The organism is Shinella sp. 20P9.1.1 (genome assembly GCF_057798995.1).
Genome location: NZ_JBYOLC010000009.1, coordinates 188788 through 209796, shown reverse-complemented (window position 1 = coordinate 209796; position 21009 = coordinate 188788). Strand labels below are relative to the sequence as shown.

Genomic DNA, 21009 nt, shown 5'->3' with positions numbered 1-21009 from the left:
CCCGGCGGGATCGGCAGAAAGGAGAGGGACGGAATGACGATGTTTTCGAATCAAAGGAAACTGGCGCTGCCAAAAACGGCCACGGGCTGGTTCACGCTGGTCTTTCTGAGCGGCTGGGTCGGCATAGTTCTCGTACCGTTGCTGATCATTTCCGTGTTCAGCTTCTTCTCCATCAAGCAATATCAGATGGTCTTCGAGCCGACGCTCGCGACCTGGACCGGTCTTTTCGAATCCGGACGCTGGACCGTGGTCGCACGCACGCTTCAGTTCGCCGTGACGGTGACGATCATAGAGCTTCTGCTTGCCTTCCCCTTCGCGCTCTGGCTCGCCAAGGGCTGCCGGTCCGACCGGGTGAGGGCGCTGATCATCACGCTTCTGACGATACCCTTCTTTCTGGACGCATCCTCGCGCATCATCGTCTGGCGCTCGATCCTCGGCACGAATGGCTTGATCAACACATTGCTGATGAATGCAGGCCTGATCGACCAGCCGATCACCTGGCTGCTCTATTCGGGCTTTGCCGTGCATTTCGGCATGATCGGCAGCTACTTTCCCTCCGCGGTATTCCCGATCTTTCTGACCATCTCGTTGATCGATGACGATCTCATCAAGGCGAGCGCAGATCTGGGCGCCAGCGCCCGGCAGACGCTCTTAAACATCATTCTGCCGCTCGCAATGCCCGGCATCATCGGCGGCGCCATATTTACCGTCGTCCCCCTGATGGCCGCCTGGGTAGAGCCGCAATTGCTTGGCGGCGGGCAGGTCAATCTGCTTGGCCAGTCCATCCAGAGTGCGCTTTCCAACCTGAATTATCCGGTTGCGGCGGCCCTCTCTACCATCGTCATCGTCATTCTTGTCCTGTTGCTCTCCGTCCTGACGCTCAGCCTCAAAGGCAGGATGAACATGGCATCCATTTTCCAGAACCACGGTCATTGAGGGGCACGTCTATGTCAGCAATCGTCCATGACCAGGCCGCCTCCGGCATAAGGTTTTCAAGGCGAGGCAACTCTGCCAAAGCGTGGAGCCCCATTGCAAGGCTGTGCGGTTTCTTCGCCCTTGCGCTTATATACATTCCAGTTGTCTGGCTGGGGATCATGTCCATTAGCGCCGAGCCGCTTTCGGGCCGGCCTTATCCGCTGACCTTCAATCACTACCAACTGCTGTTTGCCAATACCAACTGGCATGCGCCATTCCTCAACAGCGTCCTGCTCGGTACGGCGGTTTCGGTTGCCTGCATGATTTGTGGGACCTTCGTGGCACGGTCGATCGTCGCGCTGGCGCGGCCGGGGCCGGTCGTCATGATGGCGGTGTTGCCGCTTTTCGTTCCAGGGCTGACGATCGGCGCGGCGCTCTTCGTGCTGTTGCGCACGGTTCTGGACCTGCGGCTCGGGTTTTGGTCGCTGTTCATCGCGCACATGGTGTGGGCGTTTCCATTCGCGCTGCTTCTCATCCTGATCGTCATGCTACGCTTCGACCGGCGACTGATACAGGCAGCCGAAGATCTCGGTGCCAAGCCCTTCCGCCGCTTCATGGATATCGAACTGCCGCTTCTGATGCCGGGCATTTCCGGTGCCGGCATCTTCAGTTTCCTCTTGTCCTTCAACGAATTGCTGCGTTCGACTTTCCTGCGCGGAACGGAAACCACGATGCCGATCTACAATTGGGCGATGGCATCGGCCCAGCAGTCGCAGGTACCGATCGTCTTTTCCCTCTCCACCCTCATTCTGCTGGTCACACTTCCAACGATGGCAGCGATTTTCATCTTCCTCTTCGCTCGCCCGAAGTCCTGACCACCACTTGGAACATTGAAAGGAAATTCGATGACTGAGAGCGCATATGTGGCCGTCGCCCAAGTGCCCGCCGTTCTGGGTGATGTCGCCCACAATCTCGCCGCCATGGGCGGTTGGATGAAGCAGGCCACCGAAAAAGGGGCCAAGCTTCTGGTCTTCCCGGAATGCTATCTCTCCGGATACATGTTCGAGAGCCGCGACGACGCCTATGCAAGCGCCATCGAGCAGGGCGGGCTGGAGCTCGAACAGGTGCGTCTGCTCTGCGCGGAGCATTCGCTGGAAGTCGTCGTCGGGTTCCTGGAGCGGGTTGGGCCGAAGCTGTATAACGTCGCAGCGGTCATCGGTCCCAATGGCGTGACCGGCATCCACCGAAAGCGTCACCTGCCTTTCCTAGGCGCAGATCGCTTCGTGGATGAGCCTGAAGGCATCGACGTTTCGGTTTTCGACACGGCCTTGGGCAAGGTGGGCGTGGCGATATGCTATGAGATTCGCTTCCCGGAGGTCTCGCGGACGCTGGCGCTGGCGGGCGCCGATTTCATCGCATTGCCGACGAACTGGCCGGTTCAGTCCGTCCTTCTCGCCGACTACTTCACGCGCGTACGCGCCGCCGAGAATTTCGTCTTCTTCCTCGTCGCCAACCGCGCGGACAGCGAAGGCGATGCCGATTTCCTCGGCAAGAGCCAGATCATCGACCCGCTCGGCAATGTCATCGTCAACGCGGGAACAGATGATGGCATCGTGGTGGCGGCCGCCGATGTTGACCGCGCTCGCAACAAGACGATCGCGTTCAAGGCTGGCGAGTTCGAACTGTCACCCTGGAAGGACCGCCGGCCGGCCACATACAGGCTCGATTGAGTTCCCCGGCTATGCCGCGCCCGCTGTGCCTTTGGAAATGAGGGAATTTTAAAATGAAAATCAAGATGATCGAGGCGCGCGCCGTCAGCGTGCCGGTGGCCAAGCCTACCCGTATCGCCAAACGGTTGCTCGACAAGCGCGATTATCTCGTCGTGGAAATTGCCGCGGATGGCAGCGAAGCGAAGGGCTTCGGATATATCTATGCTGGTACGCGCGGTGGTGCGGTCGCAGCGCAAGTCGTTGCCGATCTCCTCACGCCGGTGCTCGCCGGTGCCGATGCCGACGATATCTGGGGCCTTTGGGACCGGCTGTATCAGGAAACGCTGCTGACCGGCCGCCAAGGCATCGTCCTACGCGCAATTTCAGCGGTCGACATGGCGTTGTGGGACCTCGCGGCCAAGCGCAGGAACATGCCGCTTGCCGTCATGCTTGGCGGCACGGTCCGTCCGGTACCAGCCTATGCGTCTGGCGGCTATTATCGCCCGGACGACGGTCCGTGGGCAGAGGCGGTTCATCGCGAAATCCGCCTCAATATCGCGCATGGCTTTTCCGATCACAAGATCAAGGTCGGCGGTCTCTCGATCAAGGAAGACGCCGACCGCGTGAGAGCGGCGATTGATGCCATGGACGGGCAGGGCCGCCTGGCGCTCGACGCAAACAATGCTTACCGCGACTACAACGAGGCTCTTCTGGCCGCGCGTGCTTTCGAGAAGGCAGCCGGGGACGCAGGTCTCTGGTGGTTCGAGGAGCCTCTTTCTCCCGATGACTATGCCGGCCATGCGGAATTGGCACGCAGGCTGGATACACCGGTGGCTACCGGTGAAATCCACCAGACGCGCCACGAATTCCGAAGGCTCATCGAATCGCGATCAGCTGATATCCTGCAGCCGGATGTGGGTGTTCTCGGTGGCGTGAGCGAATGGATCCGAGTGACGCGTGCTGCCGAAAGCTTTGGCATCTCTGTTGCACCGCATTGGCATGCTAACGCGCATGCACAACTCGCCGCGGCGACACCTAACTGCATCGCGGTCGAACATTTCCTGCTTGAGAAGGACATTTATAATTTCGAGCATCTTGTCTCACCAGAAACGCGTCAGGTCTATAAAGATGGACAACTGATCCTCACCGATCGTGCGGGCTGGGGGTTCCAGTTTGATAGGGCGGCGCTGGATGAATTCACTGTTGAGCATTTCATGTCTAGCTGAAATATCAGCAAACTCATTTCCTGGGAGCAGACGCTAGGCTGGGGTGGATGTTTCCTGCTGATGGCTGCGGTGCTCGGCTGCTGCCTGGTGCAAATCCTGTTCTTTATGGCTGGATTTGGCGTTTTTGGGCACAGCCGGTCATGGCGAGCTGGGCGGGACTGATGATGATCGTGCCGTCCGGGATCGGCATGATCTTCGACATTCTCAGCCCGATGCTGGTGGATGTCGGATGGTCTCTCGAGGCCGTCGGCTTCACGCATCGCGAGCGCGGTTTGCTATTCGATGCTTGTGACCATTGCCGCGGGCCAGGAGTTCCCTGCCGGCTTGCTGGTAATCTGTCGTTTTCACCAGGTGCCGGGCGCGCCGGCCTTGAACAGGCTCCTGCGTCGAACCGGACTGACGGTTTCAAAAAACATCGAGCGGACAAGAGTCCCAAATCGGAAAACCCAATCGTCAAAGCCAGTGAGTGGGTGTGATCCGCTCCATTGGTGGACTGCGGCGCCTTGAACGCCGCATGGATTGGGGATTTTCATGAATACGAGTTTTTCCGCAAAGGCGATGCTCCTGGCCGGGACTACCGCTTTTGCGTTCGGCACTGCGGCGCCGGCCGTTGCACAGGCACCGGCACAATCGCAGTCCGCGGCGCGGTCCATCGTTGTGCCAAGCGGTCCGCTTACCCCGGCGCTCAACAGCCTGGCCGCTCAGACGGGCCTCCAGATCCTCTATGACGCATCGCTGGCAAACGGAAAATCGACGGCGGGTGCGCGTGGCAGCCTGACGCCCGAGCAGGCGCTGAAAGTCGTGCTGGCCGGCACCGGTGTCGATGCACGGTTTGCCGGCAGCAATCATGTGACGCTAAGCGTCGATCGGGCGGAAACCGGCGCCACGGCCGGTGGGATCGGCGAGGGTGCGACCATGCTGGAAGCGATCACGCTTTACGGCGCACGCGAGGCGACGACGCTCAACGATACGACCGCAAGCGTTGGTATCGTCGATGCCCGGGCAATCCAGAACGGCCAGATCCGGCATACGCAGGACGCCTATCGCCGTCTTGCCAACGTGCTGGACAGCGCCACGGTCAATTCCGGCTTCGTCATCCGCGGCATGAGCTCGGAAGGCTTCGTTCCGGGCGGTGCGCCGGTCGGCTCGCTCTATGTCGATGGCATCCTCCAGACCCGTTATAACTCGCGCTTCGGCGCCCGAAACCTCTGGGACGTCGAGCAAGTCGAGGTGTATCGCGGCCCGCAGTCGACGCTTTCCGGCCGTGCAGCCATGTCGGGTGCGGTCTATATCAAATCGAAGGACCCGACCTTCGACAAGGAGGTGGAGCTTTCCAGCACCGTCGGCAGCAACAATCTCGTCGGCGGCGCATTCGTCGTGAACACCCCGCTGGCCGAGGACCAGATTGCGCTGCGCATTGCCGGCGCATTCGAGCGGTCCCGCTCCGATGTCAGCTACTCGAATTTCAGCCACTATGCCGGTTATGACGATCTGACCACGGATATCAGCGGCACCATCAGGGCCAAGGTGCTGTTCACGCCGTCCGAAATGCCGGAGACGCGCGCAGTCGCGACCTATTCCTATTCTAAGGACCGTCCAAACGACCGCTTGGTCGGGCTTTACGACGGGCGGGGCGATTTCAACAACAATCCTGACACCTATACCGAGTATCGTTGGACCGAGGTCCACAATCTCGGCCTCGAATTGACGCATGATTTTTCCGATGCGCTGCGCTTCACCTCGCAGACGGGATTCCAGTACGGTATCAACAAACGGCGCTCCGTCGATGCTGATACGCCCGGTTATGTGACGGGCATCTGGGGTACGGACAACGATTCCATCATCACCCAGGAGCTGCGCCTCAATTACGAGGCCGACCGCTGGAAATGGGTCGCCGGCGTCTTCGGCAGCCATCAGGTCTTCGATGGCGCATCGCGTTTCATCGCGGAGCCCTATCCGGATTTCATGCCGGGCGTGATCTATCAGCTTGATGACGACCAGAATCGCAGGACCTCGAACCTCGCGGTATTCGGCGAGGCGACCTATGAGTTCGCGCCCACATGGTTTGCGACCGTCGGCGGGCGCCTCGATTACCTCAAGGAAAAGAACACCGAACTGAACTCGATGGTTCTCCACGGTATGGACCCGGTCTGGTCACCGCCGAACGGCACATCGTCATTTAACGAAGTGAACTTCGTGCCGAAAGTCGGTCTGGTGAAGGCGTTCGGCGACAATCATAAGGTGGGTGTCACCTATTCGCAGGGTTTCCGCTCGGGCGGCTCTTACGTCAACCGAAGCCGGGCACCGGTGTATACGATCGATACCTATGACCCGGAATACTCACAGAGCTATGAGCTGTCCTACAAGGGCACGCTGCTGGACGATCGCCTCACACTGAATGCCAACCTCTTCTATACGAAGTATACGGATCAACAGGTCGAAATCCGGCCACGCTCGGACATTCCCGGCTACCGCGTGACGGAAAACGCTGCATCCTCCCGCGCCTGGGGGTTCGAAATCGAGCCGACCTATCAGATCACCGTTCAATTTTCAGCATTTGCGTCAATCGGTTATCTGAATACCAAATTCCTCGAATGGAATCACGGTGGCCTCGGCGATCAGGCCGGCAAGTCCTTCCCGGAAGCGCCGGAATGGACCGTCGGTTTCGGTGGCCGATATGAGTTCGAGAACGGCGTCTATGTCGGCGCGGATGCCAAATACACCACGGACTACAATTCGCGCTTCGGCACGAAGGGCATGTACGCAATCGACTCTCGTTTCCTCGTGAACGCGCAGGCCGGGTTCAAGAAGGACAACTGGGAGATTACCGCCTTCGCGGAAAATCTCACCGACGAGAAATACTTCACCATCGTCGATCCGGACGCCGCCTTACCCTTCGGCCAGGCCGGCGCACGGCGGTCGTTCGGGCTGAATGTCCGCGCCAAGTTCTGATCGGGTTGCGGGGCGAAAGCCCCGCGATCGCCATCTGCATTGCTATGAAACGGTGTTCGCCTTGCGCTTTTGTCTGATTGTCGTGCTCCTTCTTTCCTCCCTCTCGCTGGCAAAAGCCGCCTGCCAGGGACGAGAGATAACGGAAGGCATCTATAACCCGCCGGTCTGCGTTCCGGCGGAGGCCAAGCGGATCGTCACGCTCGATCCCTTGCTGACGCTCGGCCTTCTCATCGAGCTCGATGCGCCCGTCGTCGCCACGCCCTACATGGCCATCCAGGATGAAGAGGTTTTGAATGCCGTCAAACAGGCGAAAATGGTGGATCTGGGAAACCCGCGCGAACCGAGCCTGGAGCGTGTCGCGGCTCTGAAACCCGATCTCATCATCGGCAGCACAGAGGGCCATGCCGCGATTTACGAGACGGTGTCGAAGATCGCGCCGACGGTTTTCCTCGACCACACGAACTGGAAGAAATATCGCCGGCGCATCGCGCAGATCACCGGCCGGGAAGGCATGGCCGACAAGACGTTTGCAGCCTATGAAACGCGCGTTGCAGCGATCCGCGAGCGCATGAAGGGCAAGGACATTACGGTGTCCACCGTTCGTTTTGCGCCGGGCCGGTTTGTCGTCTTCCTCGATGGCCCTGCCGCATATGCGCCCTTTGCGGTTCTGCACGAAGCCGGTGTGAAGCGCACCGCCTATGAGACGGTGATGGATGGAACGATCGTCAAGCGGCCGGACTGGGAGGAACTTGCCAATCTCGATGGTGATGTTCTTCTCTACGTATCGGCCAGCGGCTTCGAAAGCGGCCCGGACGACGCGCTTGAAAAGGAAGTGACGAGCAATCCGCTCTGGCAGCTTCTGCCCGCGGTGCAGAACGGTCGCGCCCACCGGGTCGATCGGGCAACCTGGCAGAGTTTTCACGGCGTCGCCTCCGCGCACCGCATCCTTGACGATATCGAGCGCTACATCCTGGCAGATCGATGAATCGTCGAGCCGGCACGAATACCGCACGTCGCGCCATGAAGAGCGGACGCAGGCCTCTGGGCCTGCTTCTGCTTTTCTGCCTGCTTGTTGCGGCTGTGCTGTGGTCGCTCGTCGCGGGCGCGACGCGCATACCGCTTGCGACCGTGTGGAGCGCGGTTGTCGACCCTGACAGGTCGCGAGACCACCTGCTGGTCACGATGATCCGCTTGCCACGCGTGCTTGCAGCCGTGCTCGCGGGCAGTGCACTCGCCGTTTCCGGCGCCATAATGCAGGCGGTCACGAACAATCCTCTCGCCTCGCCGGGACTGCTCGGCATCAATGCCGGTGCGGCCTTCGCCGTCGTTCTGGTCATGACGCTTTTCGGGACCGGCACCGGGGACATCTATATGTGGTTCGCCTTCGGCGGGGCGGGCGCTGCCGCGCTGCTCGTCCATGTGATGGGATCCTTCGGCCCGGCAGGGCATTCGACGATCGGGCTCGTCATCGCGGGCGCCATCGTCGCAACGTTTCTGACAGCCCTGACGAGCGCAGTTCTCATCTTCGACCAGAACACGCTCGATGCCGTCCGCCTCTGGACCGCGGGATCCGTAACCGGCCGGACGATGGCGCAAAATGCTGCGGTGGCTCCCTACGTCTTGACGGGGCTTGTGGCGGGTCTGCTTCTCGGACGTCATCTCGTGACGCTGAGTCTCGGGGCGGATGCCGCGCGGTCGCTGGGGCAAAATCAGGTGGTCTGGCGGTCGATTTCCATTGCGACCGTCATCCTGCTGGCCGGTAGTGTGGTGTCCCTTGCCGGGCCTATCGGCTTTGTCGGGCTGGTCGTTCCTCATATCGTGCGGCTTACGATCGGTGTCGATTATCGCTGGGTCCTGCCTTTCAGTGCGCTTGGCGGCGCGCTGCTGGTCGTGGTTGCCGATCTCGCGGGCCGTGTGATTTTCGGTAGCCAGGACTTTCCCGTGGGTGTGACGACGGCCTTGATCGGTGCACCGTTCTTCCTCTGGCTGGCGCGCAGCAGGGCAGGGAGCGGGATATGATGCGCTGCCTGCTTTTCCTGGCGTTCGTGCTTGCCGGATTGGTGATTGCCAGCCTTGCGTTGGGAGATGTCGGGTTGTCCCGACAGGATCTCTGGGAAGCGCTCACCCGACCGCGCGACATGACTTCGCAGAACGCCATGATCGTCTTCGATCTGCGGCTTCCGCGCGTTTTGCTCGCAGGCCTCGTCGGCGCGGCCCTTGCGACGGCCGGTACGATCACGCTCGCGATCATGCGCAATCCGCTCGCCGAACCGGGCGTTCTCGGTATCAACAGCGGTGCCGCGGTTGCGGTGATGGCCGTCATCGTGCTCCTGCAGGATCCACCGGTTCTCTTGCTTCCCGTTGCCGGTTTCGTGGGCGCGGCGGCGATGGCGGCTGCCGTATACCTGTTGTCCTGGTGCGGCGGGACGTCGTCGTTGCGCATCATATTGATCGGGATCGGCCTTGGCTCGCTGGCCAGCGCCGCCACAACCTTCCTTTCGGCCTTCGGCGAGATCGGCGATGTCCAGCGCGCGATGATCTGGCTGGCGGGCAGCGTCTATGACGCCAGCCTTGCCAAGGTGTGTTTCCTGTTCCTCTGGCTGGTCATTCCGCTGGCCCTGGTGTGGATGGCCTCACGCGAACTTGATCTGATCCGTTTCGGGGACGACGCGGCAAAAAGTTTCGGGCAGCCGGTGGATCGGACCCGCGGCCTCATGATCGTTCTCTGCACGCTCATCTCCGGAGCTGCCGTCGCCGCAGCGGGGCTGATCGGCTTCGTCGGGCTGGTCGCACCCCATGTCGCAGGCCGGTTGGTCGGTCCGTCTCATGTGAGGATCCTGCCCGTGGCCGCCCTCTGCGGGGCGATCCTCGTGGTGGCCGCCGATCTCCTGGGGCGGCTGGTCATTGCACCGGTCCAGCTTCCGGCCGGGATCGTGACGGGGCTGATCGGGGCTCCCTTCTTCGCCTCTCTCTTATGGAAACGTCGCCATGTCCGAGGATGAAAGCAATAGGTCGGCAAAGTTCGACGGGCAGGGGGTGTCCATTGCCTATCGCGACCGCCCGATCGTCGAAGACCTCGATCTTCCTGTGCCGAAGTGCTGTTTCACGGCGCTTGTCGGACCGAACGGCAGCGGCAAGTCCACGATCCTGCGTACCTTCGCCGGGCTCATGCCACTCCTTCGCGGATCGATCCTTCTGGATGGCAGGAGTATCGCGACACTCGGCGCGCGTGAGATGGCGCGGCGTGTCGGCGTTCTCCTTCAGGGACCCGTGGCGCCGGAGGGGCTGACGGTTCGCGATCTCGTCCAGCAGGGACGTTACCCGCATCGGTCTCTTTTCGGGCGGTGGTCCGAAGCCGATCAGGCAGCCTGTGACGAGGCCCTGAAGCTGACAGGCACGACGACACTGGCCGAAGTGCCTCTCGACACACTGTCCGGCGGCCAGCGGCAGCGCGCATGGATCGCGATGACGCTGGCGCAACAGGGCGAGGTGCTGCTGCTGGACGAGCCGACGACCTATCTTGATCTCGCGCATCAGATTGAGCTGATGAATCTGATCACGGTTCTCGTGCGCAATCACCGAAAGACTGTCGTCGCCGTGCTGCACGACCTCAATCAGGCGGCACGCTATGCCGACCATATTGTCCTGTTGAAAGACGGAAGGATCAGCGCGGCGGGCCGCCCATCGGATGTGATCTCGCAACAAGCGATTGCAGAAGTGTTCGGCGTGCGGTCGGTGGTCATTCGCGATCCCGTCGCTGGAACGCCCCTCTGCGTTCCGTTGTAGCTTCCGGAGTGTGGCGGAAATATCACGTCGAGTGGGTTTTCCGGGCAGAGGCCGAACCCGCTGAAACCGAGAGCCAAAAGGATTCTGGCAACGAAATCAGACATAAAGATGAGTTATTTTGTCTTGATTAATCGGATGACTCTCGGAGAAACTAACCTATTGCACTTGCAGGCATTTTATAGAGTCGATACCCCTTCCTCCGAAGGCCTGAAATGTTTTTTGATATCCGAATGCAGGCATGCCGTCATGCGACTGGGAACAGAGTGCTGATGTCTAACTCCTCCTCTCCGCTCGGTTGGGATGCTCTCGATAGCAACGATTTGCTCAATCGCGCGATGGAGGCTCACTACGCTGACATGACCAAGGCCGTACGGCGCAAGGGGCACCCACTCTCTACCGCCAGGGATGTGGTGCACGACCTCTACATCAAGCTGGCCGCCCAGCCCGATGTCCTGCGGAAAAAGCGATCCATCAAGGCGTTCCTCTGCCGTTCGGCCATCAATCTGGGGATCGATCGTCTGCGGCGCGAAAGCAGGGAAGCGCGCCTTTTCTCCGGCACGGAGAAGGAGGCGCTTACTGTTGCCAGCACCGGCCCGGCGCCGGACCTTGCGCTCGAGATCGAGGCGCGCATCGCCATCTTGCGCCACGCCATCTCCGAACTGCCCGAACGCCGCCGCGTGGTGTTCATCCTTCACCGGCTGCACCATCTTTCACCGGATGAAATTTCGCGAAAGCTCAAGATTTCCCGCAACATGGTCGACCGGCATCTGCGCCGGGCGTTCGCGCATTGCCTCGACCGTCTTCTTTGGATCGAATAAGAGTCCCGAACAGGCGGTGCCAATCGTCTACCAGGTAGACCAATGCTCCGGGAGAAGTCGATGCGGGGCAACCGTGCCAATCAAGTTCAACGAAAACGCAACAGGGAAGCGACGGACTGGTTGTTGCGCAACCGTGATCCCGCACAACCGTTGGAAGAGAAGGCGCATTTCGCGGATTGGCTGAACGATCCGGAAAACTGTCGTACATACCGGATCGCCGAGGCGCTGATGGGAGATGCCCGTTCGGCCATTCAGTCCGATCCGGCGTTGCGAAACATCAGAACCGAGACACGCAGCCGCGCCAAGCCCGTTCTGTCGGCCATGCTGCTGCTCGCCTGTGCTGCCGCGTCGTTTCTTGCTCTCGATGGCCCGATGCGCCTGCGGGCCGATGCCATGTCCAATGCGGACGAAATGCCGGTTCTCGCGCTTGAGGACGGATCCATTGTGCAGATGAATGCGTCGTCGGCGATCGCGGTGGATTTCGACGAGAAGCGCCGGACGATCCGCCTGCTGCGCGGGCAGGCTTTCTTCCAGGTTGCATCTGCCCCCTCGAGGCCTTTTACCGTCGAGGCGGGAGACACGCGCGTGACGGCTCTCGGTACGGCATTCGATGTTCGCTACGGCGCTCTCGACACGGGGGTCACGGTCACCGAGCACACCGTGCTGCTCGAATCCGGTGGTGCAAGTTCGCCATCCATGCGCGTGTCCGAGGGCGAGCAGGCCACCTACGATCGCGCAAGCGGAAAGACGCAGATCCAGTCCGTGGACGGCGTCGTGGCCCTCGCCTGGCAGCGCGGCCAACTCGCTGTGGAAAACGCGCCGCTTTCGTATGTCATCGAGGAGATAGGCCGCCACTTCTCCGGCCGGATCATCCTTGCCGGCAGCGGGCTCGCAAATCGCCGGGTGAGCGGCACGATCACCGTCTCCGATACGACGGCCGCGCTCTCCTTCGTTCGTCAGGCGCTTGGCGTGAAGATGACGCGGGTCGGACCGCTGATCGTCATTCGCTAAGGTCGATCAAGAGATAATGCCCTTTCGAGGGCGCAGAAGTCGATGACAGGAGCAATCACATGATCGCAACAACCGCCGTGGTGAAGACCGAATTTGCGGCCAAGTACCTGGTCCAGATGTGCAAGCACTTCGCCCACAAGGTGGATGTCGAATACACCGAGACCCACGGTGAATGCCGTTTTGATGGTGGTGTCGCGACCTTCGACGCAAATGCGGAGGGCCTGCATCTGTCCGTGCAGGCGCCGACCGAGGAAATCGTCGCCTGGGCCCAGTCGGCCATCGAAACCCACTTGGTGCGCTTTTCTTTCCGTGAGGATATTGAAGGCCTCGCTTGGCAGCGCTCAAATGTTACCTAGCCTGGTACGGCAGCCACCGCGCCACTACGATCGAACGAAATCATTGAATGTGGCGGATTATTCGATGAGCATGGGTCCATATCCGCTCGAGAGCTTATCGGTCGCACGGGCTCACGATCCTGAAACATCGAAATGACGGTTCTGCAGCATCAAGGGGACCGAAGGTTTGGTCTGTTGCTCGAATTGGTGAAAGAAGCCGGCCTCGATCATTCGGGCATCCTTAAACAGGGTGTAGGACACTGAGGGACCAGTGAGCACAGGGGTGGGTTCTGCTTCCAGAATGGGTACAGCAACAAATTATTCAACCGTGGTGAATGCACCGGGGAACGCCATGATGAAACGCAAGGCAATGTGTACCTGCGGCGCGCTTACGATCGTTGCGCACGGCGAGCCTGGAAAGATTTCCGCCTGTCACTGTCAGGAATGTCAGCGCCGCACCGGTTCCGCCTTCGGGGTCGCCGTCTTTTTTGCAACGGAGGTAACGGCGGTTACAGGCCCCGACGCGCTATTTTCCCGGATAGGCGATAGCGGTCTGCCGGTTGAGTTTCACTTCTGCCCCACCTGCGGGTCAACCGTCTTCTGGAAACCTGCCTTCAAGCCGGGCATGACGGCAATCGCCTTCGGTTGTTTTGAAGACAAGGAGGGGCTCAGCCCAACCCAAAGTGTCTATGACGCCCATCGCCACCTATGGGTAACGATACGAACCCCATAGGTGCCCCGTCGAACACGAGCCTGCTGCGCGAGTCCGCTGTCATCATTGCGTTCGACACACACTTCGGTGAGACGGCCACTGGCGCCTAGACACTCTTCGACGCGCCGCAGCCAGACCAGCAGATCATCCATGTCGACGGTTCGGATCTGGAGGTCGACGAGGTTTACTGGCCGACGTTCGGCATTCACGCTGTCCGAATGCCTTTGCGAAAGCATGTTCTCGCCGACCGGCCGACGGATAGCTGTTCGGACCAAAACGGTCGCAGCCTCGCCGGCACTCGGCACATAGCTGGGATCGCGGTGGATAGATGTGCTCCTTTTCGCTCTGCGGCGGCTTCTCCTTCTCGATCTAACATCGAAAGGAGCTGCGTCTCCACTGGCGTTTGCGATGCCTAGATGGCACCCAACAACGCGCAAAAGCTTAGTGTGGCTGCGTTTCCGCGACCAATTTTGAGTCTGACCCAGTTTTGATGCCGTTGTGACGATGCTGAATTGCTTGTTTCCACAGAGGAATGATCTGATGAGCACCAAGTTTGGCCCCTCAGATTTGGTGCCGGCCGGTTGCATCGCCGAACGCATCACCCACATTGACGATGAGACCTGCATCTTGCTTCCCGAGCCGGCGCTACCGCCTCATGTCCGGTATGCGGGCGAATTTCGCGAACGGTTCGAAGCGGATATTGCCGCCAGGTCGCGGACCTCCCCCTGTCGGGAAGGCGCGTCAGACGTCTCGTGCGCACACGGAGGCTCACCTGTGACGCAGTGCTACTGCGGCAGGCAGATATTCGCCGAGCGGTTCGGCGATGTGCTATCTTCCTACGCCCGACGAACCGGGCGTATCGGGCATCTCGTCCACCATCTCGCCCTCGCGCTTGGAGGACGCCCGGCGGCGCGTTTTGCACAGCGGCTCATGCTTCCCGTCAGCAACGACACTTTGCTCCGCGTTATCCGCAGGCAAGGATTGCCGTCGCCGATCCCGCCCTCGGTGATTGGCATCGACGACTGGGCCTGGCGGCGCAATCACCGCTATGACACGATCGTGTGTGACTGGAGCGCCGGCGGCCGATCCGTCTGCTGCCCGAAGATGAGCCAGCGACGGCAGAGGCCTGGTTACAGGGAAATCCTCAAATCCAGATCATGGCACGCGACCGTGGCGGCGCTTACGGGCTGCGGCGGCAAAGGCGTTGCCGATGCACCGCAGGTCGCTGATTGATGGCATCGGATGTAGAACGCTAGCCGTGCATTCCTGGATTCCGTCGCAAATCTATGCGGCAAATTCGCAAGGCGCTCGGTACAACGCGCATCAATCCTAAACTTCTGACTGCGGCCGAACGCCTTCAATACGAAGGCTATCTCAGGCGCGAGCATACCAACTCGACGATTATAGCGCTCGCAAAGAGCGGTGTTACGATCAGGAGATCGTGCGCCATACCGGTCATAGCCGCGGCTTAATCCGCAAAGTACTCAGAGGGCGACGCAACGACGTCTTTCGGTCAAGAAAGTTCGAAGGAGCCCTGTCTCGAATGCTCGATGCGCAATGGACTGCCGGCAAGCGGAACGGCACTGGGCTATGGCGGCGATTGAGACCACTGGGCTTTCGTGGTTCCCGTCGGGTCGTCGGTGAATGGGTCACACGGCGGAAGCGGGCCGACAAGGCGGATGCAGAGTCATTGATCCGCATCCGCTCTGCTCCAACGATTGCCCGCCTTTTGACAACCAGCAGAGGCAACCTGACGAAATCCGAGACCGTCACCATCGCCGCGATCGAAAGCGGCGTTCCCTTGCTCGTTGCTGCTCGCAATATCATTGCCGACTTTCATCTTATGATCCGACGCAAATCGGAAAACGAGCTCGCATCGTGGGCCGACCCCGCTTGCGACAGTCTGGTTGCCTCCTTTGGCAATGGCGTTGCGAAAACGATACAGGCAGTCCGGGCAGCGATCGTCTAGACGTGGCCCAATGGATAAACCGAAGGTCAGATCACCAAGCTCAAGCTCGTGAAACACCACATCTACGGTCGCGGAAAGCTTGATCTTCTTCAAGCCCGCCCGATCGGCGCGACATGAGAGAATTCCACCAAATCTGCGGCAGAGCCAAAATTGGAAGCCGATTGACAGGTAGAAGTGAGGCGAGCTTGGGCATTGCCCATTCGCCACTTCCGAGCGAACCGAGTGGTCTGCCGGGAATTGTCGCCGGATCGATTTCGAAGGTCCGGCAGAACGATGTGCTCGCTGCAATGACCGTCTGGTCTTTGGAGAGGAAAAGCAGCGACTCGTTCGATGAAACCACCACGGCAAGGATACTTGCCGCTTCGAAATGGACGATCGGTTTGTTGGACATGGAAATGGCCCTCGAGGACCGAAAACTCGCGGGGCACGAGCCATCACTCGGCAGGAACGTCGCCGGATGCAAATCCTCATGCCTACGTTCTGAAACACCATATCATATCGAACCTGAACAGGCGTTACACTTAATCGGCATGGTCGTTGCTATGTCGAGCGTAACGGCTGGGTCGCCCGTGACATCGACGATCGTCCCGATCTCGATGAGAGTAACGCCGTGTCGTCGCCTGGATTTGAATGAGACCTCATCCTAGCCTTTTGGCGTATTCCTTCACCTGTACGCCTGCGTCAAAGGTCGTGGCGAAATCGATGCCTGATCGATGGACGCTGGCGTAGCAAGAGGAGGAGATTTGCATGCCTGTAACCGCTGATCTGATTGTCACCAATGCGCGCATCCTGACCATGGATGACGCCAATCCGCGTGCCGAGGCGATTGCACTTTCCGGCGGCCGGATCGTCGCCGTCGGCGGCGTGGACGCGGTTCTGGCGCTGAAGGGCGAGACCACGCGGGTGATCGACGCTGGCCGCACTTCGGTGCTGCCGGGCTTTATCGAAAGCCATCTCCATATGTTCGGCGGCGCCGAGGAGCTGCCGCATCTGCAGGTCGGCGATATCGAGGGCTTCGAGGCGCTGAAGGCGAGCCTTTCGGCGCATGCCGCCGCCCGGCCGAAAGATGCGCTCCTCAGGGCGCATGGCGCCGGCTATACGATCATTTCCGAAAGCGAGACGCTGACCCGTCACCACATCGATCGCATCGTCGCCGATCGTCCTGTCGTCATCGTCGCCGCCGACCATCACACCGCATGGGCCAATACCAAGGCGTTGGACATGGCCGGCATCCTCAAGGGCAAGGCGGTCAATCCGGGCAACGAGGTCGTCATGGGGCCGGATGGCCTTGCGACGGGCGAATTGCGGGAAGGGGAGGCCATGGCACCCGTGCTGCATCTCGCAGGCGCGAACCGAAGCCATCTCGGCATCGAGACCGGCGGCGAGCCCGACCCGGCGCCGACGGCGGCCGAATGGGAGGCCGACAAGGAGATCATGCGCGCGGGCCTCGCCCATGCCGCCAAACACGGCATCACCTCGTTCCACAATATGGACGGCAATCTCTACCAGCTCCAGCTGCTGGACGCGCTGGAGAAGGACGGCACGATCACCGTGCGCGGCCAGGTGCCGTTCCACTTCAAGAAGCCGATGACGCTTGCCGATCTGGAAAAGGCGAGCGAGATGGACCGGCGCTATCGCGGCGACTGGGTATCCTCGGGCATGGTCAAGGTGTTCATGGACGGCGTGCTGGAATCCGGCACGGCCTTTCTCGTCGAGCCCTATGCCGATCGGCCGGACTGGCATGGCGAACCCTATTTCAGCAATGAGGAGTTTTCGGAACTCGCCACCGAGATCGACCGCCGCGGGTTGCAGATCGCCGTGCATTCGATTGGCGACGGCGCGGTGCGCCGCGTGCTCAATGGCTACGAGGCGGCGCAGAAGGCGAATGGCGTGCGCGACAGCCGCCACCGCGTCGAGCATGTCGAATTGATCACCGAAGAGGATATACCGCGCTTTGCCGCGCTTGGCGTCATCGCCTCCATGCAGCCGCCGCATCCGCCCGGCGGCATGTGCTTTCCGCTCGAACCGACCCTTTCGCGCATCGGCGAAAAGCGGCGGTATCTCGCCTATGCCTGGCGCCGCATCAAGGAGACGGGGGCAGCGATTGCCTTCTCCTCCGACTGGCCGGTTTCGCCGATCGACCCCATCGCCGGCATCCACGCCGCCGTGACGCGCAAAGTCTGGCAGGACGGTGATCCGGACCATTCCGTCAGCCTGCACGATGCCATCGCCGCCTATACGATCGGCAGCGCCTATGCGGAATTCGCCGAAGACCGCAAGGGCATGCTGAAGCCAGGCTACTTCGCCGACCTCGTCATTCTCGACGAGGACATCGAGGCCGTCGCGCCCGAGAGCATCGACAAGATCCGCCCCAAGATGACGATCTGCGGCGGCCGGATCACCTACGCAGCCTGAGGTCAAATCACCGGAAAGCGGAAACGAAGACGCGCGGCAAAAGAAGCCGCGACTGAAATGCGCATGTTGACGATCTTGCATTGCAGTGATATTTCACTGATGTATTAATGAGCGAGCCTGCGAGATACGCGAGCGGAGGAATGGGTGGCAACACAGACAATGTCGGCCGCAGCAGGAGCGCGGCCACGGACATTCCGGGGCGGCGCATCAGGAAAAGCAGCGTGGGCCAGCCCGCAGCCTCGGCCGCGGGCTGGCAAGCCGTACGCATTTGACAGGGATAGCCGCTCCGTGCGGCCCAACGGGAGGACCATCGATAGTGCCGGATCGGACGCATAAGAGTGCCATTGAAGTCTGCGATGTCAGCAAGGTTTTCGGCACGGGCGACAGCCCGTTCAAGGCCCTGGATCATGTCAGCGTCGATATCCGCGAGAACGAGTTCTTCACGCTGCTCGGCCCGTCCGGCTGCGGCAAGACCACGCTGCTGCGCATGATCGCCGGTTTCACCTATCCGACGGATGGCGAGATCAGGCTCTACGGCCAGAACATCGCCGCGCTGCCGCCGTTCAAGCGGCCTGTCAACACGGTGTTCCAGAACTACGCGCTCTTCCCGCATATGACGGTCGGCGAAAACATCGCCTTCGGCCTCGAAATGCTCGACCGCCCCAAGGCCGAGATCGCCAAGCGCGTCGAGGAGATGCTGGCGCTCGTCAAGATGGGGCATCTGAGGGACCGCAAGACGGCGCAGATTTCCGGTGGCCAGCAGCAGCGTGTGGCGCTCGCCCGCGCGCTTGCCCCGCAGCCGAAGGTGCTGCTGCTCGACGAGCCGCTGTCCGCCCTCGACTACAAGCTGCGCAAGGACATGCAGATCGAGCTGAAGCGCCTGCAGACCGAGACCGGCATCACCTTCATCTTCGTCACCCATGACCAGGAGGAAGCGTTGACCATGTCGGACCGCATCGCCGTCATGTCGGCAGGCAAGATCCTTCAGGTCGGCGGCCCGCGCGATATCTACGATCGGCCGGCCGAACGTTTCGTCGCCGAATTCATCGGCGAGACGAATTTCTTGAAGGCCGACGTCTTGTCGGTCGCGGACGGCAAGGCGGATGTCGTGCTGCCCGGCGGCACGCGCGTCTCCGCCCGCCTGCCCGAGGGCTTTTCGCCCGCCGGCAAGGTCACCGTGGTCACGCGGCCGGAACACGCCGCCATCGTCGCCAATCCTGAAGGCGCGCATCTCACCGGCAAGCTGTCGAGTGTGGTCTATGTCGGCACCGACACGCATTTCCACGTCGCGCTGGAAAGCGGCGACCGTTTCTGCGTGCGCCGCCAGAACAGCCTCGAACAGGGCGCGGCTTTTGCCGAAGGCGATGTGGTCGGCATCGTGCTGGAGACGGGCGCGGCCCAGGTGCTAAAGGATTGACCCGATGAGCACTGTCACCAGCACAGCAAGCGAAGCCGCGCGCCGGGTCGAGGCGCAGGATATCCGCAACCGCTGGCTCCTTTCGACGCCGGCCCTTCTCATCATTGCGCTGGCGGCCATCGGGCCGCTCGCCATCGTCTTCGTCTATTCCTTCCTGATGCCTGGCAGCTATGGCGACGTCGTCTGGACCTTCTCGCCCGACGCGTGGATCGCCGTGCTCTTCGAAAAGGATATTTTCGACGGCACCTGGTCGATTGCCGATGCGCATCTGTCGATCTTCTGGCGCTCCGTCTGGCTGTCGCTCATGACCACGGTCACGACGCTGCTGCTCGGCTTCCCCACCGCCTATTTCATCGCCACGCGCTCCGAGCGCACGCGCGAAATCTGGCTTTTCCTCATCACCATCCCGTTCTGGACGAATCTCCTCATCCGCACCTTCGCGATCCAGGAGCTCATTCGCAACGAGGGCATGATCAACACGCTGCTCATGAAGATCGGCGTGATCTCCGCACCGATCCAGATGATGTACACCGACTTCGCCATCCTGCTCGGCATGACCTATGTGTTCTTTCCGCTGATGGTGCTGCCGCTCTATGCGAGCCTGGAAAAGGTCGATTTCCGCCTCGTCGAGGCTGGCTACGATCTCTATGCCAGCCGCTGGCGCGTGCTGAAGCGCATCATCCTGCCGCTGGTGAAGCCCGGCGTGATCGCCGGCTCCATCCTCGTCTTCATCCCCTCGCTCGGCTCCTACGTCACCCCGCGCATGCTGGGCGGCGGCAGCAAGATGATGCTCGGCAACCTGATCGAGCTGCAATTCGGCCAGGGCCGCAACTGGCCGCTCGGCGCCTCGCTCTCCATGGCGCTGCTCGCCATCGTCATGATCGCGCTGATGGTGCAGGTGCGGTTTGCCGGAAACCAGGGAGGACACAACCATGGCTGAGACATCAGGCGTCTTCGACGTTCGCCGCCAGGCCGGCTTCCCGACGATTGCGGTCGTCTGCTTCTTCCTGCTCTATCTGCCGATTGCCGCCCTCGTCGTCCTCTCGTTCAACGACGGCGCGTCGATCGCCACCTGGGAAGGCCTGTCGCTGCGCTGGTTTGCGGCGGCATGGAACAACGACAAGGTGGTGGAGGCCTCGATCCGCTCCGTGCAGATCGCCGCGGTCGCCGCCGTCATCGCGACGGTCGCCGCCACCATGGCCGCCATCGCCACCACGCGCACGCGCAAATATCGCGGGCTCAATGCGAAATACGCCTTCATCAACATGCCGCTGATGGTGCCGGAAATCGTCGTCGCCGTGGCGCTGCTGATCTTCTTCTCGCGCATCAAGATGGCGACCGGCTATTCCGGCCTCGGCTACCTGATCGCCGCGCACACGGCCTTCTGCATTCCCTTCGCCTATCTGCCGATCCGCGCACGGCTGGAGACCATGGACCTCTCGCTGGAAACGGCGGCCGCCGATCTCTATGCGACGCCGTTCAGGGCCTTCCGCCGGGTGACGCTGCCCTTGCTCTGGCCGGGCATCCTTGCCGGCCTGATGCTTGCCTTCGTTATTTCTCTTGATGACGTCGTCATCACGGAATTCGTCAAATCCGGCGGGCAGGACACGCTTCCGACCTATATGCTCGGCCAGCTGCGCCGCGTGGTGACACCCGAGATGAATGCGATTTCGACGGTGTTCCTGCTGCTCTCCATCGCCATCGTCACCCTCTTCTTCTTCATCAGCCGTAAAAAGGATTGATC

General features: G+C 61.0%; 18 protein-coding genes and 2 pseudogenes. 19 read left to right on the top strand and 1 reads right to left on the bottom strand.

From position 1 onward, the window contains the following. The first annotated feature begins 33 nt into the window (after positions 1 to 33). The 15 genes and pseudogenes from AC27VQ_RS17240 to AC27VQ_RS17170 all read left to right on the top strand — a co-directional run bounded on the left by AC27VQ_RS17240 (position 34) and on the right by AC27VQ_RS17170 (position 15550). On the top strand, positions 34 to 936 hold the full coding sequence (locus AC27VQ_RS17240; protein WP_488717227.1) for an ABC transporter permease: 903 nt from the start codon (positions 34 to 36) through the stop codon (positions 934 to 936). A gap of 11 nt (positions 937 to 947) precedes the next feature. Beyond that, positions 948 to 1790 carry an ABC transporter permease gene (locus AC27VQ_RS17235; protein ID WP_488717226.1) on the top strand — a complete coding sequence of 281 codons (843 nt, stop codon included), beginning with the start codon at positions 948 to 950 and terminating at the stop codon, positions 1788 to 1790. Positions 1791 to 1820: 30 nt separating this feature from the next. Further along, positions 1821 to 2645, top strand: a complete 825-nt coding sequence (locus AC27VQ_RS17230; RefSeq protein WP_488717225.1) for a carbon-nitrogen hydrolase family protein — start codon at positions 1821 to 1823, stop codon at positions 2643 to 2645. A gap of 53 nt (positions 2646 to 2698) precedes the next feature. Then, positions 2699 to 3850: a mandelate racemase/muconate lactonizing enzyme family protein gene (locus AC27VQ_RS17225; protein WP_488717224.1), complete on the top strand. Its 1152-nt coding sequence runs from the start codon at positions 2699 to 2701 to the stop codon at positions 3848 to 3850. 47 nt (positions 3851 to 3897) lie between these two features. Then, on the top strand, positions 3898 to 4326 hold the full coding sequence (locus AC27VQ_RS17220; protein ID WP_488717223.1) for a hypothetical protein: 429 nt from the start codon (positions 3898 to 3900) through the stop codon (positions 4324 to 4326). Positions 4327 to 4381: 55 nt separating this feature from the next. Continuing rightward, positions 4382 to 6802: a TonB-dependent receptor gene (locus tag AC27VQ_RS17215; protein WP_488717222.1), complete on the top strand. Its 2421-nt coding sequence runs from the start codon at positions 4382 to 4384 to the stop codon at positions 6800 to 6802. A 52-nt stretch (positions 6803 to 6854) separates the two neighbouring features. Further along, entirely contained in the window at positions 6855 to 7787 is a 933-nt protein-coding gene (locus AC27VQ_RS17210) for an iron-siderophore ABC transporter substrate-binding protein (protein WP_488717221.1), read from the top strand. Between the two features lie 35 nt (positions 7788 to 7822). After that, positions 7823 to 8821, top strand: a complete 999-nt coding sequence (locus AC27VQ_RS17205; protein WP_488717250.1) for a FecCD family ABC transporter permease — start codon at positions 7823 to 7825, stop codon at positions 8819 to 8821. After that, on the top strand, positions 8818 to 9804 hold the full coding sequence (locus AC27VQ_RS17200; RefSeq protein WP_488717220.1) for a FecCD family ABC transporter permease: 987 nt from the start codon (positions 8818 to 8820) through the stop codon (positions 9802 to 9804). The genes AC27VQ_RS17205 and AC27VQ_RS17200 overlap by 4 nt, the downstream gene beginning before the upstream one ends. Further along, complete coding sequence (locus tag AC27VQ_RS17195; protein ID WP_488717219.1) at positions 9791 to 10588, top strand: ABC transporter ATP-binding protein; 798 nt, start codon at positions 9791 to 9793, stop codon at positions 10586 to 10588. The genes AC27VQ_RS17200 and AC27VQ_RS17195 overlap by 14 nt, the downstream gene beginning before the upstream one ends. 269 nt (positions 10589 to 10857) lie before the next feature. Continuing rightward, entirely contained in the window at positions 10858 to 11406 is a 549-nt protein-coding gene (locus tag AC27VQ_RS17190; RefSeq protein ID WP_488717249.1) for an RNA polymerase sigma factor, read from the top strand. Positions 11407 to 11466: 60 nt separating this feature from the next. Then, positions 11467 to 12417, top strand: coding sequence for a FecR family protein (locus AC27VQ_RS17185; protein ID WP_488717218.1), 951 nt, complete (start codon positions 11467 to 11469; stop codon positions 12415 to 12417). Positions 12418 to 12476: 59 nt separating this feature from the next. After that, the gene (locus AC27VQ_RS17180; RefSeq protein ID WP_313523418.1) at positions 12477 to 12773 is read left to right on the top strand and encodes a DUF2218 domain-containing protein; all 297 of its coding nucleotides are present in this window, start codon (positions 12477 to 12479) and stop codon (positions 12771 to 12773) included. A gap of 334 nt (positions 12774 to 13107) precedes the next feature. Beyond that, complete coding sequence (locus tag AC27VQ_RS17175) at positions 13108 to 13485, top strand: GFA family protein (protein WP_488717248.1); 378 nt, start codon at positions 13108 to 13110, stop codon at positions 13483 to 13485. A 519-nt stretch (positions 13486 to 14004) separates the two neighbouring features. Continuing rightward, positions 14005 to 15550, top strand: a pseudogene (locus AC27VQ_RS17170) (ISL3 family transposase). Between the two features lie 52 nt (positions 15551 to 15602). On the opposite strand, the pseudogene AC27VQ_RS17165 reads toward AC27VQ_RS17170, so the two are convergent. Further along, positions 15603 to 15824, bottom strand: a pseudogene (locus AC27VQ_RS17165) (histidine kinase); the annotation flags it as partial. Between the two features lie 356 nt (positions 15825 to 16180). On the opposite strand from AC27VQ_RS17165, the gene AC27VQ_RS17160 reads away from it, so the two are divergent. The 4 genes from AC27VQ_RS17160 (at position 16181) to AC27VQ_RS17145 (ending at position 21007) form a co-directional block, all read left to right on the top strand. Further along, on the top strand, positions 16181 to 17848 hold the full coding sequence (locus AC27VQ_RS17160) for an amidohydrolase (protein ID WP_488717217.1): 1668 nt from the start codon (positions 16181 to 16183) through the stop codon (positions 17846 to 17848). Between the two features lie 316 nt (positions 17849 to 18164). Continuing rightward, complete coding sequence (locus AC27VQ_RS17155; protein WP_488717216.1) at positions 18165 to 19265, top strand: ABC transporter ATP-binding protein; 1101 nt, start codon at positions 18165 to 18167, stop codon at positions 19263 to 19265. 4 nt (positions 19266 to 19269) lie between these two features. Then, positions 19270 to 20205, top strand: a complete 936-nt coding sequence (locus AC27VQ_RS17150; protein ID WP_488717215.1) for an ABC transporter permease — start codon at positions 19270 to 19272, stop codon at positions 20203 to 20205. Continuing rightward, positions 20198 to 21007: an ABC transporter permease gene (locus AC27VQ_RS17145; RefSeq protein ID WP_488717214.1), complete on the top strand. Its 810-nt coding sequence runs from the start codon at positions 20198 to 20200 to the stop codon at positions 21005 to 21007. Before AC27VQ_RS17150 ends, AC27VQ_RS17145 begins: the two co-directional genes overlap by 8 nt. The last annotated feature ends 2 nt before the right edge of the window (positions 21008 to 21009 follow it).

Coding starts and splice junctions, on each gene's coding strand:
- AC27VQ_RS17240 (WP_488717227.1), top strand. CDS start 34: ATGACGATGTTTTCGAATCAAAGGAAACTGGCGCTGCCAAAAACGGCC.
- AC27VQ_RS17235 (WP_488717226.1), top strand. CDS start 948: ATGTCAGCAATCGTCCATGACCAGGCCGCCTCCGGCATAAGGTTTTCA.
- AC27VQ_RS17230 (WP_488717225.1), top strand. CDS start 1,821: ATGACTGAGAGCGCATATGTGGCCGTCGCCCAAGTGCCCGCCGTTCTG.
- AC27VQ_RS17225 (WP_488717224.1), top strand. CDS start 2,699: ATGAAAATCAAGATGATCGAGGCGCGCGCCGTCAGCGTGCCGGTGGCC.
- AC27VQ_RS17220 (WP_488717223.1), top strand. CDS start 3,898: ATGTTTCCTGCTGATGGCTGCGGTGCTCGGCTGCTGCCTGGTGCAAAT.
- AC27VQ_RS17215 (WP_488717222.1), top strand. CDS start 4,382: ATGAATACGAGTTTTTCCGCAAAGGCGATGCTCCTGGCCGGGACTACC.
- AC27VQ_RS17205 (WP_488717250.1), top strand. CDS start 7,823: ATGAAGAGCGGACGCAGGCCTCTGGGCCTGCTTCTGCTTTTCTGCCTG.
- AC27VQ_RS17200 (WP_488717220.1), top strand. CDS start 8,818: ATGATGCGCTGCCTGCTTTTCCTGGCGTTCGTGCTTGCCGGATTGGTG.
- AC27VQ_RS17195 (WP_488717219.1), top strand. CDS start 9,791: ATGTCCGAGGATGAAAGCAATAGGTCGGCAAAGTTCGACGGGCAGGGG.
- AC27VQ_RS17190 (WP_488717249.1), top strand. CDS start 10,858: ATGTCTAACTCCTCCTCTCCGCTCGGTTGGGATGCTCTCGATAGCAAC.
- AC27VQ_RS17185 (WP_488717218.1), top strand. CDS start 11,467: ATGCGGGGCAACCGTGCCAATCAAGTTCAACGAAAACGCAACAGGGAA.
- AC27VQ_RS17180 (WP_313523418.1), top strand. CDS start 12,477: ATGATCGCAACAACCGCCGTGGTGAAGACCGAATTTGCGGCCAAGTAC.
- AC27VQ_RS17175 (WP_488717248.1), top strand. CDS start 13,108: ATGAAACGCAAGGCAATGTGTACCTGCGGCGCGCTTACGATCGTTGCG.
- AC27VQ_RS17160 (WP_488717217.1), top strand. CDS start 16,181: ATGCCTGTAACCGCTGATCTGATTGTCACCAATGCGCGCATCCTGACC.
- AC27VQ_RS17150 (WP_488717215.1), top strand. CDS start 19,270: ATGAGCACTGTCACCAGCACAGCAAGCGAAGCCGCGCGCCGGGTCGAG.
- AC27VQ_RS17145 (WP_488717214.1), top strand. CDS start 20,198: ATGGCTGAGACATCAGGCGTCTTCGACGTTCGCCGCCAGGCCGGCTTC.